Origin of the sequence: Streptomyces sp. NPDC006476 (genome assembly GCF_040612015.1) — a bacterium.
Lineage (GTDB): Bacteria > Actinomycetota > Actinomycetes > Streptomycetales > Streptomycetaceae > Streptomyces > Streptomyces griseorubiginosus_B.
The window spans coordinates 20,692-34,463 of record NZ_JBEXPK010000019.1 but is presented as its reverse complement, the minus strand read 5'-3'; the positions used below and the strand labels follow the sequence as shown (position 1 = coordinate 34,463).

Annotated in this window: 14 protein-coding genes; 7 read left to right on the top strand and 7 right to left on the bottom strand. The window is 69.1% G+C overall.

Annotation, left to right across the window (positions count from 1 at the left end; all coding sequences use genetic code 11):
* Positions 1-128: 128 nt before the first annotated feature.
* Positions 129-464: an Lsr2 family protein gene (locus ABZZ74_RS22285; protein WP_133044303.1), complete on the top strand. Its 336-nt coding sequence runs from the start codon at positions 129-131 to the stop codon at positions 462-464.
* Here the strand turns inward: ABZZ74_RS22285 and ABZZ74_RS22280 are convergent.
* Entirely contained in the window at positions 443-1,246 is an 804-nt protein-coding gene (locus tag ABZZ74_RS22280) for an SCO3374 family protein (protein WP_356767459.1), read from the bottom strand. The two genes, ABZZ74_RS22285 and ABZZ74_RS22280, sit on opposite strands and share 22 nt — an antisense overlap.
* 432 nt (positions 1,247-1,678) lie before the next feature.
* Here ABZZ74_RS22280 and ABZZ74_RS22275 point away from each other — a divergent pair, with 432 nt between their 5' ends.
* Positions 1,679-4,204: an ATP-dependent Clp protease ATP-binding subunit gene (locus ABZZ74_RS22275; protein WP_133044305.1), complete on the top strand. Its 2,526-nt coding sequence runs from the start codon at positions 1,679-1,681 to the stop codon at positions 4,202-4,204.
* Positions 4,205-4,277: 73 nt separating this feature from the next.
* Here the strand turns inward: ABZZ74_RS22275 and ABZZ74_RS22270 are convergent, their stop codons facing one another.
* Complete coding sequence (locus ABZZ74_RS22270) at positions 4,278-4,877, bottom strand: HAD family acid phosphatase (RefSeq protein ID WP_356767457.1); 600 nt, start codon at positions 4,875-4,877, stop codon at positions 4,278-4,280.
* A gap of 375 nt (positions 4,878-5,252) precedes the next feature.
* Here ABZZ74_RS22270 and ABZZ74_RS22265 point away from each other — a divergent pair, with 375 nt between their 5' ends.
* On the top strand, positions 5,253-5,969 hold the full coding sequence (locus ABZZ74_RS22265) for a M23 family metallopeptidase (protein ID WP_356767455.1): 717 nt from the start codon (positions 5,253-5,255) through the stop codon (positions 5,967-5,969).
* Here ABZZ74_RS22265 and ABZZ74_RS22260 read toward each other — a convergent pair.
* On the bottom strand, positions 5,966-6,574 hold the full coding sequence (locus ABZZ74_RS22260; protein WP_356767453.1) for a TetR/AcrR family transcriptional regulator: 609 nt from the start codon (positions 6,572-6,574) through the stop codon (positions 5,966-5,968). The genes ABZZ74_RS22265 and ABZZ74_RS22260 overlap by 4 nt on opposite strands.
* Before the next feature lie 169 nt (positions 6,575-6,743).
* Between ABZZ74_RS22260 and ABZZ74_RS22255 the strand changes: the two genes are divergently transcribed.
* The 4 genes from ABZZ74_RS22255 to ABZZ74_RS22240 all read left to right on the top strand — a co-directional run bounded on the left by ABZZ74_RS22255 (position 6,744) and on the right by ABZZ74_RS22240 (position 10,209).
* Positions 6,744-8,321, top strand: a complete 1,578-nt coding sequence (locus ABZZ74_RS22255; protein ID WP_356767661.1) for an MDR family MFS transporter — start codon at positions 6,744-6,746, stop codon at positions 8,319-8,321.
* Positions 8,322-8,430: 109 nt separating this feature from the next.
* Positions 8,431-8,898: a helix-turn-helix transcriptional regulator gene (locus tag ABZZ74_RS22250; RefSeq protein ID WP_356767450.1), complete on the top strand. Its 468-nt coding sequence runs from the start codon at positions 8,431-8,433 to the stop codon at positions 8,896-8,898.
* A gap of 25 nt (positions 8,899-8,923) precedes the next feature.
* Complete coding sequence (locus ABZZ74_RS22245; protein ID WP_133044310.1) at positions 8,924-9,358, top strand: VOC family protein; 435 nt, start codon at positions 8,924-8,926, stop codon at positions 9,356-9,358.
* Entirely contained in the window at positions 9,355-10,209 is an 855-nt protein-coding gene (locus tag ABZZ74_RS22240) for a class I SAM-dependent methyltransferase (protein WP_356767447.1), read from the top strand. Before ABZZ74_RS22245 ends, ABZZ74_RS22240 begins: the two co-directional genes overlap by 4 nt.
* A gap of 49 nt (positions 10,210-10,258) precedes the next feature.
* Here ABZZ74_RS22240 and cseC read toward each other — a convergent pair whose 3' ends face one another.
* The 4 genes from cseC to ABZZ74_RS22220 form a co-directional block, all read right to left on the bottom strand.
* On the bottom strand, positions 10,259-11,623 hold the full coding sequence (gene cseC, locus ABZZ74_RS22235; RefSeq protein ID WP_356767445.1) for a two-component system sensor histidine kinase CseC: 1,365 nt from the start codon (positions 11,621-11,623) through the stop codon (positions 10,259-10,261).
* Positions 11,624-11,640: 17 nt separating this feature from the next.
* The gene (gene cseB / locus ABZZ74_RS22230) at positions 11,641-12,345 is read right to left on the bottom strand and encodes a two-component system response regulator CseB (protein WP_133044312.1); all 705 of its coding nucleotides are present in this window, start codon (positions 12,343-12,345) and stop codon (positions 11,641-11,643) included.
* Positions 12,346-12,428: 83 nt separating this feature from the next.
* Positions 12,429-13,073: a hypothetical protein gene (locus tag ABZZ74_RS22225; protein ID WP_356767659.1), complete on the bottom strand. Its 645-nt coding sequence runs from the start codon at positions 13,071-13,073 to the stop codon at positions 12,429-12,431.
* On the bottom strand, positions 13,070-13,612 hold the full coding sequence (locus tag ABZZ74_RS22220; RefSeq protein ID WP_133044313.1) for a SigE family RNA polymerase sigma factor: 543 nt from the start codon (positions 13,610-13,612) through the stop codon (positions 13,070-13,072). Before ABZZ74_RS22220 ends, ABZZ74_RS22225 begins: the two co-directional genes overlap by 4 nt.
* Between the last annotated feature and the right edge of the window lie 160 nt (positions 13,613-13,772).

The following is a 13,772-nucleotide window of genomic DNA, read 5'->3' as shown; positions in this document are numbered from 1 at the left end:
GGGTTTGTGTTTTTCCGGCAAAAGCGGTTTGCTTTCCGACGTACTGCAGTACTGCATATAACAGGGGACGGCGAAACGGCGGACGCCGCAGACCCCCGGCCCTCAAGTTTTGGATGAAAGGAAATCCGGTGGCACAGAAGGTTCAGGTCCTTCTTGTCGACGACCTCGACGGCGGCGAGGCGGACGAGACCGTCACGTTCGCGTTGGACGGCAAGACGTACGAGATCGATCTCACGACCGCCAATGCGGACAAGCTTCGCGGCCTTCTCGAGCCTTACGTGAAGGGTGGTCGGCGTACCGGAGGCCGCTCTTCGGGTGGGCGCGGAAAGGCGCGCGCGACTTCCGGAGGCAGCCAGGACACCGCGCAGATCCGCGCGTGGGCCAAGGAGAACGGTTACGAGGTCAACGACCGTGGCCGTGTTCCGGCGTCCATTCGCGAGGCCTACGAGAAGGCCAACGCCTGATCACCGGCCCGGGAAAGGGCTTCCGGCCGCGCGCACGCACGTCGCAGCCACAGCCGGTGGCACTGCGTGGCCACCGTGTCCACGAGTCGTACGAGATCGGGGGCGCCCCCACCGCCCCCCAGGGCCGACAGCGTCGGCAGCGAAGCCTCGACCTCGCACCCCGGCCCGGGGGGCCGCAGCCACACGGCGGCCCCCTGCAGGGAGCCCGTGCGGCCCAGGGGGAGCCGTAGGGCCCCTTCCTGGCGCAGGGCCTCTCCCGAGCGCAGGGCGCCTCCCGGCCGCAGGGCCTCTTCCGGCCGCTGGACCGCTCGGAGTCGTACCGCTCCCTCGGGCGGCAGTGGCGCGTCCATGACTCCGCCTTCTCCGGTCGCCGTCAGATCCAGCGCCAGCGGGCCCCACTCCAGCCACTCCAGCAGGCCCGGCAGTTCCTCGGCGCTCCCCGCCGCCACCAGCAGCCGCATCCTGTCGCCGCACACCGCGACCGGGGACGCCGGCGCGAGATGGCGCAGGCCCGCCCGGCCCGCCTCGGCCGGGACCTCCAGGACGTCGAAACGTTCCCCCACCCGCAGCCGTACCGGATCTACGGGATCTCCCGGATTCTGTGGATCCGCGGGCACCGTCGGCCACCCCAGTTCGTTCTCGTACCACCGGCGGACATGATCGCCGGGAGCGTCGGCCGGATCGAGCGGCCGGCGGGGAAGCGGGATCGCGGTGCGGTCCGTACGGTCGCTGTGGTTCGTCGGGAGCGAGGGAGGTGTTGCCTGTGAGCGGCTGCCAACCATGTACATCGCAACGGCCGAATGACCCCGAGAGTTACGCTGGGTGCTCTAGCTCATGCGCAGAGTGCCGGAAAAGGGGGCGTGCGGGGGTGCGACGGAGCGCAAGGTTGTTCGCCCATAGCGGAGGGATGGGGGGCGTACGGCATGGAGTGTCAGTGCGAGCGGGTAAGACATCCCTAGTGGGAGGGGGCGACACGCAGGGCAGGGCGTCTCACGTTCGCCATCGGCGTACTGATGGTGAGGGTAACTGCCTGGCCTGCGGGAACATCGTCTCGCACCATCGGGTTGGAGCAGATGTCGGCGTGAGCGGGGTCAGGAGGCCATCGACGGTGTCGGCAGTTGGAATGAGCGGTCCCCGCTTGCGGGACTAAGCTGCGGAAGGACAGGGAGGGGAAGTTCCCCCCACTGCCTGACCGCTCTGAGGAGCGATTAACGATGTTCGAGAGGTTCACCGACCGCGCGCGGCGGGTTGTCGTCCTGGCTCAGGAAGAAGCCCGGATGCTCAACCACAACTACATCGGCACCGAGCACATCCTCCTGGGCCTGATCCACGAGGGTGAGGGTGTCGCCGCCAAGGCCCTTGAGAGCCTCGGGATTTCGCTCGAGGCGGTCCGCCAGCAGGTGGAGGAGATCATCGGCCAGGGCCAGCAGGCCCCGTCCGGGCACATCCCCTTCACCCCCCGTGCCAAGAAGGTCCTGGAGCTGTCGCTCCGCGAGGCCCTTCAGCTGGGCCACAACTACATCGGCACGGAGCACATCCTGCTCGGCCTGATCCGTGAGGGCGAGGGCGTCGCCGCCCAGGTCCTGGTCAAGCTGGGCGCTGATCTCAACCGGGTGCGGCAGCAGGTCATCCAGCTGCTCTCCGGCTACCAGGGCAAGGAGACCGCCACCGCCGGCGGGCCTGCCGAGGGCACCCCCTCGACGTCCCTGGTCCTCGACCAGTTCGGCCGGAACCTCACCCAGGCCGCTCGTGAGTCCAAGCTCGACCCGGTCATCGGGCGCGAGAAGGAGATCGAGCGGGTCATGCAGGTGCTGTCCCGCCGTACCAAGAACAACCCGGTCCTGATCGGTGAGCCCGGCGTCGGCAAGACCGCCGTCGTCGAGGGCCTCGCCCAGGCCATCGTCAAGGGCGAGGTGCCCGAGACCCTCAAGGACAAGCACCTCTACACCCTGGACCTCGGCGCGCTGGTCGCCGGCTCCCGCTACCGCGGTGACTTCGAGGAGCGCCTGAAGAAGGTGCTCAAGGAGATCCGCACCCGCGGCGACATCATCCTGTTCATCGACGAGCTGCACACGCTGGTCGGTGCGGGTGCCGCCGAGGGCGCCATCGACGCCGCTTCGATCCTGAAGCCGATGCTGGCCCGCGGTGAGCTGCAGACCATCGGCGCGACCACGCTGGACGAGTACCGCAAGCACCTGGAGAAGGACGCGGCTCTTGAGCGCCGCTTCCAGCCCATCCAGGTCGCGGAGCCGTCCCTGCCGCACACGATCGAGATCCTCAAGGGTCTCCGTGACCGGTACGAGGCCCACCACCGCGTCTCCATCACGGACGAGGCGCTGGTCCAGGCGGCCACCCTGGCCGACCGCTACATCTCGGACCGCTTCCTGCCGGACAAGGCGATCGACCTGATCGACGAGGCCGGTTCCCGGATGCGCATCCGCAGGATGACGGCTCCGCCGGACCTGCGTGAGTTCGACGAGAAGATCGCCGGTGTGCGCCGGGACAAGGAGTCCGCGATCGACTCGCAGGACTTCGAGAAGGCCGCCTCCCTGCGCGACAAGGAGAAGCAGCTCCTGGCCGCGAAGGCCAAGCGGGAGAAGGAGTGGAAGGCCGGCGACATGGACGTCGTCGCCGAGGTCGACGGCGAGCTGATCGCCGAGGTCCTCGCCACCGCCACCGGCATCCCGGTCTTCAAGCTGACCGAGGAGGAGTCCTCGCGTCTGCTGCGCATGGAGGACGAGCTCCACAAGCGGGTCATCGGCCAGGTCGACGCCGTCAAGGCGCTGTCGAAGGCGATCCGTCGTACGCGTGCGGGTCTGAAGGACCCGAAGCGTCCCGGTGGTTCGTTCATCTTCGCCGGCCCGTCCGGTGTCGGTAAGACCGAGCTGTCCAAGGCGCTCGCCGAGTTCCTCTTCGGTGACGAGGACGCGCTGATCTCCCTCGACATGTCGGAGTTCAGCGAGAAGCACACGGTGTCGCGTCTCTTCGGTTCGCCCCCCGGCTACGTGGGCTACGAAGAGGGCGGCCAGCTGACCGAGAAGGTCCGCCGCAAGCCGTTCTCCGTCGTCCTCTTCGACGAGGTCGAGAAGGCCCACCCGGACATCTTCAACTCGCTGCTGCAGATCCTGGAGGACGGTCGCCTGACCGACTCCCAGGGCCGGGTCGTGGACTTCAAGAACACGGTCATCATCATGACGACCAACCTCGGCACCCGGGACATCTCCAAGGGCTTCAACCTGGGCTTCGCGGCCTCGGGTGACACGAAGACCAACTACGAGCGCATGAAGAACAAGGTCCAGGACGAGCTCAAGCAGCACTTCCGGCCCGAGTTCCTCAACCGCGTCGACGACGTGGTCGTCTTCCCGCAGCTGACCCAGACCGACATCCTCGCGATCGTCGACCTGATGATCAGCAAGGTGGACGAGCGCCTCAAGGACCGGGACATGGGCATCGAGCTCTCCCAGTCCGCCAAGGAGCTGCTCTCCCAGAAGGGTTACGACCCCGTACTGGGTGCCCGGCCGCTGCGCCGCACCATCCAGCGCGAGATCGAGGACACCCTCTCGGAGAAGATCCTCTTCGGCGAGCTGCGCCCCGGTCACATCGTGGTCGTGGACACGGAGGGCGAGGGCGAGACCAAGACCTTCACCTTCCGCGGCGAGGAGAAGTCGGCCCTGCCGGACGTCCCGCCGATCGAGCAGGCGGCCGGCGGAGCCGGTCCGAACCTGAGCAAGGAGGCGTAAGCCTCACGGCGACGCCCCAAGGGGCCGGTGCTTTCGGGCACCGGCCCCTTTTGCTTGCCCGAGAATGCGGCGGCTACGACAACTGGCCGTCGTAGTCCGGGAGTTTGAAGGTTTTGTCGGCGTGGCCGCCCGAGAGGTCGGTGGCGCTGTTGCCGATGTTGGCGATGATGTCGTAGCCCTTGTTCTCGATGTCGACGCGCTGGGCGGTCTTGTAGGCGGCGACGTCCTTGAAGAGGTCGAAGAAGCCGCGGACGTAGAGGCCGGAGACCTGGTAGCCGTCGTAGTCGAGGTTGTACTCGGTGGGCACGGCGATGATGCCGGGGCGGGCCGTGACGAAGAACAGGGAGACGCCGTGCTCCTGGGCGTACTTCGCGACGTTCAGGACCGGCTTGTTGGCCGGCTGCGGGTAGCTGAAGCCGAAGTCGGTCTCCAGCGTGGTGTTGTCGATGTCGAAGACGATCGCCTGCTTCTCGCCGGACGCGGCCGCGGCGACGCGCTGCTGGATGTAGGTCAGTGCCTGGTCCATCACGGTCTGGCAGTCCTTCTGCCAGGTGGCGTAGTCGACCTTCGCGGTGCTCGTGGCCGCGTTGGCGGGAGCGCCGAGCGCCACCAGGGCCGAGGCGGAGACTGCGATGACAGCGGTGCGGCGCGCCCAGGGGCGTCGTCTTGTCATGGGGGGGGTCCTCTCGCGTCCGTATGTCGTTGTCCTGTGCATGTTCGAGGGCGAGGGTGGCGCGAGGGGAACCGTAGGGTTACTGGCCGGTAAGTGGCCAGAGATGTGCGTCACATGGGGCAGGGATTTCCGTCAGGCCTTGTGGTGGCGGCCGGTGACTTGAGGCACAGGCGATTTGTCCGTTACTAGCGCTCATAGTGGGATGTCATCGCTTTCACTCGGGCGTGGAATGTGATTTTCGCCAGCCATTACTAGAGAACGCCGTAGATGCCCTGTTTTGGGCTTTGTGGGGGTCCGGGTTACCAAGGGATGGCCCATCCGGCGGACGTCGTGCGCCGGGTGGTTTTCTCTGTCGCCGACCCCCCCGAGGTTTCGATGTCCCTGCGTGTCCCGTTCCGTTCTTCCCGTACGTCCCCGCTGCGCACCCGTGCGGCCGTCCTGGCCGCCGGACTCGGGGCGTCGGTCGTGCTGGGGGCCGGAGTCGCGGTCGCCGCCGACACCACGGCCGCCTCCAGCGCCGCGAGTGCCGTCCAGGCCCAGGCCGCCGCGCAGGCCAAGGCCGCCAAGACCGCCGAGGTCGCCGCCGCCAAGGCCGCGGCCAAGGAGAAGGCCGCCGCCAAGGCCAAGGCCAAGGCGGCCGCGGCCAAGAAGGCCGCTGCCGCGAAGAAGGCGGCCTCCTGGGTCCACCCGGTGCGCAAGTACACGCTGTCCGCGAAGTTCGCCCAGGCGGGCAGCCACTGGCAGGCCAAGCACAGCGGGCAGGACTTCGCCGTCCCCAGCGGCACCGACGTCGTCGCCGCGCACGGCGGCACCGTGGTCAAGGCCGGCGGCAACGGCGCCGGTGATGGACCCGCGTACGGCAACGCCATCGTGATCAAGCACGGCAACGGCACCTACTCGCAGTACGCCCACCTGTCCCGCATCGACGTCAAGGTCGGCCAGATCGTCCGCACCGGCCAGCACATAGCCCGGTCCGGCAACACCGGCAACTCCACCGGCCCGCACCTGCACTTCGAGATCCGCAGGACCGCCGACTACGGCTCGGCGATCGACCCGGTGGCGTTCCTGCGGGCCAAGGGGCTCAGCCTCTAAGAGGCCTCCACCGGCGGGTGCGTACCCGCGTGGGCCTGGGCCACCAGGTCCCACGCGACCTCCCGTACCGCCTGGTTCTTCTCCTCGTCGGTGCCCGGCAGGTCGTTGAGCGCGAACATCCCGGCGTGCATCGTGAAGACCGCGCTGACGCAGCGAACCTGGTCCGCGAGGGAGGCGTCCGGATCGACGAGGATGTCCCGCATCCCCATCATCCGGTGGCGGAACATCTCGCCGATGCGCAGTTCCTTCACCGTCCCCTGGTTCTCCTGCATGAAGCGGAAGAGCGGGCGGGCCTCGGACAGCGCCTCGTGATACCGGTGGATGATTTCCTGCTTGGTCTCCAGCGTGTGCGGCTGCCCCTTGCCCCATTCGATCAGGTCCTCGATGGGCTGGGAGAGGTCCTCGAAGATGCTGACGAGGATCTCTTCCTTCGTCTTGAAGTGGTAGTACAGCGCCGCCTTGGTGACGTCCAAGCGCTCGGCGATCTCGCGCAGCGAGGTCTTCTCATAGCCCTGTTCGGCGAAGAGTTCGAGCGCCACGTCCTGGATGCGCTGGCGAGTGTCTCCGCGGCGCTGCCGCTTGGTGCCGTCCATCGTGCCGCCCATTGTCGCGCTCCTCACGCCCCCTGCTGACTTACTTGCCGCCCGACTAGTGAACTTACTTGACGCCCGGCTAGTTACGCGTCTACCTTCCTCAGTGTAGTCAACTAGCCGGGCGGCAAGTAAGTGGCCGGTCGGGGGGAAGTACCGCAGTACGTATAGGGGAGTGGGCATGATGGCGGACACAGAGACGGTCGAGACCAAGCCGGAGAAACAGCCGAAGAGCGTACGCGTGGTGCTGCTCGCACTCATGATCACCATGATGCTGGCGATGCTCGACAACATGATCGTCGGCACCGCGATGCCGACCATCGTGGGCGAGCTCGGCGGACTCGAGCACCTGTCGTGGGTGGTGACGGCGTACACGCTGGCCACCGCTGCGGCCACTCCGGTCTGGGGCAAGCTCGGCGACATGTTCGGGCGCAAGACCACGTTCATGACCTCGATCGTGATCTTCCTGATCGGCTCGGCGCTCAGCGGCATGGCGCAGAACATGGGCGAGCTGATCGGCTTCCGGGCCGTGCAGGGCCTGGGCGCCGGCGGTCTGATGGTCGGCGTCATGGCGATCATCGGTGACCTGATCCCGCCGCGGGAGCGGGGCAAGTACCAGGGCATGATGGCCGGCGTCATGGCCATCGCGATGATCGGCGGACCGCTGGTCGGCGGCACCATCACCGACAACTGGGGCTGGCGCTGGGCGTTCTACATCAACCTGCCTCTCGGCGTGGTCGCGCTCGGTCTGATCAGCGCGGTGCTGCACCTGCCGAAGAAGCGGTCCAAGGCCGGCATCGACTACCTCGGCGTGGTCCTGTTGACGGTCGGCATCACGGCCATCGTCCTCGTCACCACCTGGGGCGGCTCCGAGTACTCCTGGACCTCCGCGCGGATCATGGAGCTGATCGGCATCGGTGTGGCCGCGCTGATCGGGTTCGTGTTCTGGCAGACCAAGGCCGCCGAGCCGGTCGTACCGCTGCACATCTTCCGCAACCGCAACTTCACGCTGATGTCGATCATCGGCTTCATCACCGGTTTCGTGATGTTCGGCGCCACGCTGTACCTGCCGCTGTACCAGCAGTCGGTGCAGGGTGCCTCCGCGACCAACTCCGGTCTGCTCCTGCTGCCGATGCTCGGCGCGATGCTGGTCACCTCCATGGTGGCCGGGCGCGTGACCACCAACACCGGTCGCTACAAGATCTTCCCGGTCGTCGGCAGCGCCCTGATGATCGTCGGGCTGTACCTGCTGTCCACCATGGACACCGGCACCTCGCGGTTCACCTCCGGTGTGTTCATGGCGGTAGTCGGTCTGGGCATGGGCTGCCTGATGCAGGTCACCATGCTGGTCGCGCAGAACAGCGTCGAGATGAAGGACATGGGCGTGGCGTCCTCCTCGACCACCCTGTTCCGGACGCTCGGCTCGTCCTTCGGCGTCGCGATCATGGGCGCGCTGTTCAACAACCGGGTCCAGCACGTGATGGCCGAGCGGGCCGGGTCCCTGGGCGCGAAGATCACCGAGAAGTCGGCGTCGCTGGACGCCAAGAGCCTGGCGAAGCTGCCGGCGGTGGCCCGCGAGGCGTACCAGCACGCGGTGTCCGCGGGCATCCACTGGGCGTTCCTGCTCGGCTCCGTGGTGGCCGTGGTCGCGCTGATCGCGGCGGTGTTCGTGAAGGAGGTCGCGCTGCGGGGAGCGGGGCCGAAGCCGGAGGGTTCGGACGAGGGAGCCGCGGTGCAGCCGCAGGTCGTCGAGGCCGTCTGATCCGACAGCGAGTCGAAGGCCCCCGGATGGTGTCCGCCCCGGGGGCCTTCCTCATGCCCGCCCGCGGCCGTGGGGGCCGTTGTCAGTGCCGCGTGCCACCATCGGGTGCATGGACAGGCTGCGCCAGTTGCGGCTGGCCAAGGACGTCATGGATCGGGACTGGGCCGATCCGGAGCTGGATCTGGAGGGGGTGGCCTCGCATGCCGGGTATTCGCGGTATCACTTCGTACGGGCCTTCAAGGCGGCGTACGGACAGACGCCGGGTCGGTATTTGACCCACCGGCGCCTCGAGCGGGCCGGGGAGATGCTGCGGAGCGCCGATCTGAGCGTCACGGAGATCTGCCATCTGGTCGGCTTCAGCAGCCTCGGGACGTTCTCTGCACGGTTCAAGGCCCGTACGGGGCTGACCCCGAGCGCGTACCGGACCAGGCACGTGGGCCGGGGAGCCGCGCTCATACCCGGGTGTTACGCGATGCTGTGGGCGGGCGGCTTCCCGCGGCCGAACGGCGCCTTCGGGGAGGCGCGGGACAGCGACTCGGAAGAGGCGCGGAACAGCAATACCGGAGAAGCGCGCTGAAGCCCGTGCTGCCTACCGTGGAGCCATGATTCTTGGTCTGGGCATCAGCACCGTGTGGACGTTCGACCAGCAGCGCACCAAGGCCTTCTTCACCGAGAAGCTGGACTTCGAGGTCCGGGGTGACGTCTCCATGGGGGACATGAGGTGGATCACCGTCGGCGCCAAGGACCAGCCGGGCGTCGAGCTCGCCCTGATGAGCCTCGACGGGCCGGGGCTCGACCCGGAGTCGGCCGAGGCGCTGAAGAAGCTCGTCAGCAAGGGGGTGCTGGGGGCGGGGGCGTTCCGTACCGACGACTGCCGCGGTGACTACGAGACCTTCAGGGCGAGGGGCGTCGAGTTCCTCCAGGCGCCGCAGGAGCGGCCGTACGGCATCGAGGCGGTCTTCCGTGACGACAGCGGCAACTGGTACTCGCTGACCGAGCGCAGCGAGGAGCTCGACTTCTCGAAGGACTTCGGGTGAGTGCCGAGGAGCGGGCGCCGGAGCACACCGCCGTGCGGGTCGCGCTGTGGCGGGCCCTGCACTTGCGGGCCGACGCGCCGCCGCACGTCGTCGAGGACGAGGTCGGGCTGCGGATCGCGGATCCGGGGGACGGGTGGCGGGAGCGGCCCGACATGGACGTCGACGCCACGCGCCGTACCCGGGCGTCGATCGTGGCCCGGGCCCGGTTCGTGGAGGACCTGGTCGAGGAGCGGGCGGCGGACGGGGTCGGTCAGTACGTCGTCCTCGGCGCCGGGCTGGACACGTTCGCCCAGCGCCGGGCGGAGGTCGCCACCCGGTACGGGCTGCGGGTCTTCGAGGTCGACCAGCCCGGTCCCCAGGCCTGGAAGCGGCAGCGGCTGGCGGAGCTCGGTCTCGACGTCCCGGAGTGGCTGTACTTCGTGCCCGTCGACTTCGAGGGGGACTGGTGGGGGCGGTTGCGCGAGGCCGGGTTCGATCCGGGGCGGCCGGCGGTGGTGGCCTCGGCCGGCGTCACCATGTACCTCAGCGAGAAGGCGATCGCCGCCATGTTCCGTCTCGTCGCCGGGCTCGCCCCGGGGTCGGTCCTCGTCACGACCTTCCTGCGGCCCGTCGAGGACGTCGAGCCCGATCAGCAGGCACAGCTCCGGGTGGCGATGAAGGGGGCCCGGGCGGCCGGCACGCCGTTCCTCACCTTCTACAAACCCGAGCAGATCCTCGCGCTGGCCCGCGAGGCGGGCTTCCGGGAGACCCGGCACGTGTCGGCGGCGGAGCTGGAGAAGCGGTACTTCGCGGACCGGACGGACGGGGTACGTCCGTCACGCGGGGAGGAGCTGCTGGTCGCCGGGACGTGAGAGGACGGTCAGCGGGACCCCGGGTGCTGGACCGGGACGGGGCCCTGACCTACGGCAGCACCGGATAGCTGCCCGTGTTCGTCGGTGCGTGTTCCGGGAGCCAGAGGACTGCCACGGCGCCCTCCGCCGGGACGTGGGCCGGGGCGCCCGCAGGGCGGACGTTGCGGAAGGTCAGGCGGGCGCCCAGGACCCGGGCCTGGCCCGCCGCGATGGTCAGCCCCAGCCCGTGCCCGTGCCCGGCGCGGTCGGCGCTGCCCGTGCGGAAGCGGCTCGGGCCCTCCGCGAGCAGGTCGGCGGGGAAACCGGGCCCGTGGTCGCGCACGCGGATGACGCGGCCCTCGACGGTGACCTGGATGGGGGGCTTGCCGTGCCGGGCGGCGTTGGCGAGCAGGTTGAACAGGACCCGCTCCAGTCGGCGCGGGTCGGTCGTGACCATCGACTCGTGCACCACCCGCACCTCGACGTCCGGGTCCTTGGCCGCCACCCGCCGGGCGATGAACTCGCCGAGCATCAGGTCCTGCAGCTCGGCCCGCTCGGAGGCCCCGTCGAGCCGGGCCACCTCCAGGACGTCCTCGACGAGCGTGCGCATGGCCTTCGCCCGGTCCAGGACCAGCTCGGTCGGACGGCCGGGCGGGAGGAGTTCGGCCGCGGTGAGCAGACCCGTCACCGGAGTGCGCAGCTCGTGCGCGATGTCGGCGGTCACCCGGCGCTCCGCCTCCAGCCGCTGCTGCAGCGCGTCCGCCATGGCGTCCACCGCGCTCGCGAGGTCGTCGGTCTCGTCCCGTACGACCCCGCCGATCGCGTCCCGCACCCGGACGTCCGGCTCACCCCTGGCGACCTGGTTGGCCGCGGCCGCCGCCTTGCGCAGCCGCCGCGAGAGCTGTCCGCCGATGAGCACTCCGAGCGCGCTGCCGCCGAGGACGACCGCGATGGAGCCGATGACCAGGGCCTGGTCGAGGTCGTTGAGGATGTCCGTGCTGCGGTCGGTCCACCCGGTGTGCAGCGACAGCACATGCCCGCCCTTGACCGGCACGGCCGCCCAGATGTCCGGAACGCCGTTGCGCCGGTCGGTGACATAGGTCGCCCGGCGCCCCTGCTCGACCTTCTCCCGAAGCAGCGACGGCAGGTCCGGGGCGTCCTGCTGGACGTTGGGGAAGTTCACCCGACCGGACAGCTCGTAGCTGCGCTGGGCGATCTGGAGCCGCTCGTCCGCCAGGTCGCGCGCGTTGTCCAGCATCGAGACCCGGGCCGCGTTGTGCACGACCAGGCTCAGCGCGACCGCGACCAGCGCCCCGACCAGCGCGATGGCCGCGCTGAGTTTCCAGCGCAGCCCTGTACTGAGGTCCCAGCGCAGCCTCGCACGGACACCGCCCGTGTCGTCGCCCGTCCCCGGGTTCCGGAATATCCCCCGCATGTCCTCGACGTCCCCGCTCAGGCCTTCAACTTGTAGCCGAAGCCGCGGACCGTCTCGATCCGGTCCTGGCCGATCTTCGTACGCAACCGCTGCACATGGACGTCCACCACCCGTGTGTCCCCGCCCCAGCCGTAGTCCCACACCCGCTCCAGCAGCTTGTCGCGCGACAGGACCGTGCCCGGCGCGGAGGAGAACTCCAGCAGCAGCCGCATCTCGGTCGGGGTCAGCCCCACCGGCTGCCCGGCCCGGCGCACCTCCATGCCCTCGGTGTCGATCTCCAGTTCGCCGAAGGTCAGCACCCCGCCGGAGACCGCGGGGGCGTGGTCGTCGCCCCTGTCCCCGCCGCCGGCGTGCCCGAAGCGCCGCAGCACCGCGCGTATGCGCGCGACCAGGACCGCTCCGTCGAAGGGCTTGGTCACATAGTCGTCGGCGCCCGCCTCCAGGCCCAGGACCACGTCGATGGAGTCGGCCCGCGCCGACAGCATGATCACCGGCACGGTCGACTCGTCGCGGATACGGCGGCACAGGCTGACGCCGTCGAGGCCGGGCACCATGACGTCGAGCAGCGCGATGTCGGGCTGGTCCGCCCGGAACGCCTCCAGGCCCGACAGGCCGTCGGGCATCGCGGTGACCGCGAAGCCGTCCCGCTCGAGGGCGAGCTGGGTGGCCTCGCGGATGACGTCGTCGTCCTCGACGAAAAGGACGTGGGTCTGGTCTGCCATCCCGGTGCTCTCAGTTCTCGTGTCGGTCGTGGCGTACGTACTGCTGGTGGATCGTCCCGAGCGGGCCGAACGGTTCACGAGCGTCACTTCGACGGCGAGGCGCCGCTCCCGACGGCGTTGCTGTAGTCGTTGTGCGTGCGGTACTCCTCGGTGAAGCGGCCCGCGGCCCAGCGATACGTGATCACGTTCTCGCCGGACGGACTCGACACCGGGTCACCCTTCTCGTACACCTGTTTGGTCACCACCAGGTCGCCGCGGTCTATTTCCGCGTAGACCGGAGGTTCCTCGGCCTGGAACACATTCTCGTACCGACCGTCCTGCTCGCGATACACATATGAGCCGACCCCCACGGCGTCACTGCAGGTCAGCACATTCACCACGACGTCGTCCGAAGGGCCTCCGGTCAGTTCTCCGTACGACACGTCGACCGGGTACTCGTCGGCCACGCACGGCTTCAGCTCGCGCTTGACCTCCGCCGAGACCTGCGGATCGTCCTTGACCAGCTTGACCGCGTCCACGCGCGCGGTCCGGGAGGGAGCGGGGGCGGGTGTGGGCGTGGCCGCGGCGCCGGCCACCGAGTCGGCGTGCGCCGGGCCCTCGTCGCGCGCGCCGGTGCCGCCGGTGGCGCAGCCGGAGGCGAAAAGGCCGAGGGCGGCGAGCACGGCCACCGCCGTGAACGCCGCCTGCAGGGTTGCCCGGTCCGGGGTGGACCGCCCCGTGCCGGTCAGGCCGCCGTGCAACGCTCCCGCTCCTCACGCTCCAGCGCGCGTGCGTCCAGGTCACGGCTCTCCAGCTCCTCGCGGAGCCGGGCGAGCGCCCGGTGCAGCGTGCTCTTGACCGTTCCGGCCGACATGCCGAGGGCGGCGGCCGTCTCCTCCGTGGACATCTGCTCCCAGTGTCGCAGTACGACAACACTGCGCTGTTTCGGCGCGAGAACTTTCATGATGTCCATAAGAAGCGCGCGGTCCGCGTGCTGCTCCGTGGCGTCGTCCACGGACGCGTCCGGCAGCTGCTCGGTCGGGACCTCCTCCAGCTTGCGCGCCCGCCACCACTCCGTACGGGTGTTGATCATCACCCGGCGCAGGTAGGCGTCCGCGAGCCGCTTGTCCGCGATGCCCTCCCAGCGGCCGTACGTCCGCACCAGCGCCGTCTGGAGGAGGTCCTGGGCGTCCGTCGGGTCCGGGACCAGCCGGCGAGCACTGCGCAACAGCGCGTCCTGCCGGGTGCGGACGTACTCCTCGAACTCGAGCACCTCGCCCTGCGCCATGTCGAACCGCCTCCTGAATCCCCGTTACCGCGCGGCCCCTCGCCGACGGTGTCCTTCGTGGGAATGAAGCTACGGAGGCGTTGTCACGGCGCTGTCCGAGCCAGCACTCGGCTGGCAATCGGCTGTACGTCGGTTGTGTAACGAACGTAGGAACGGGGTA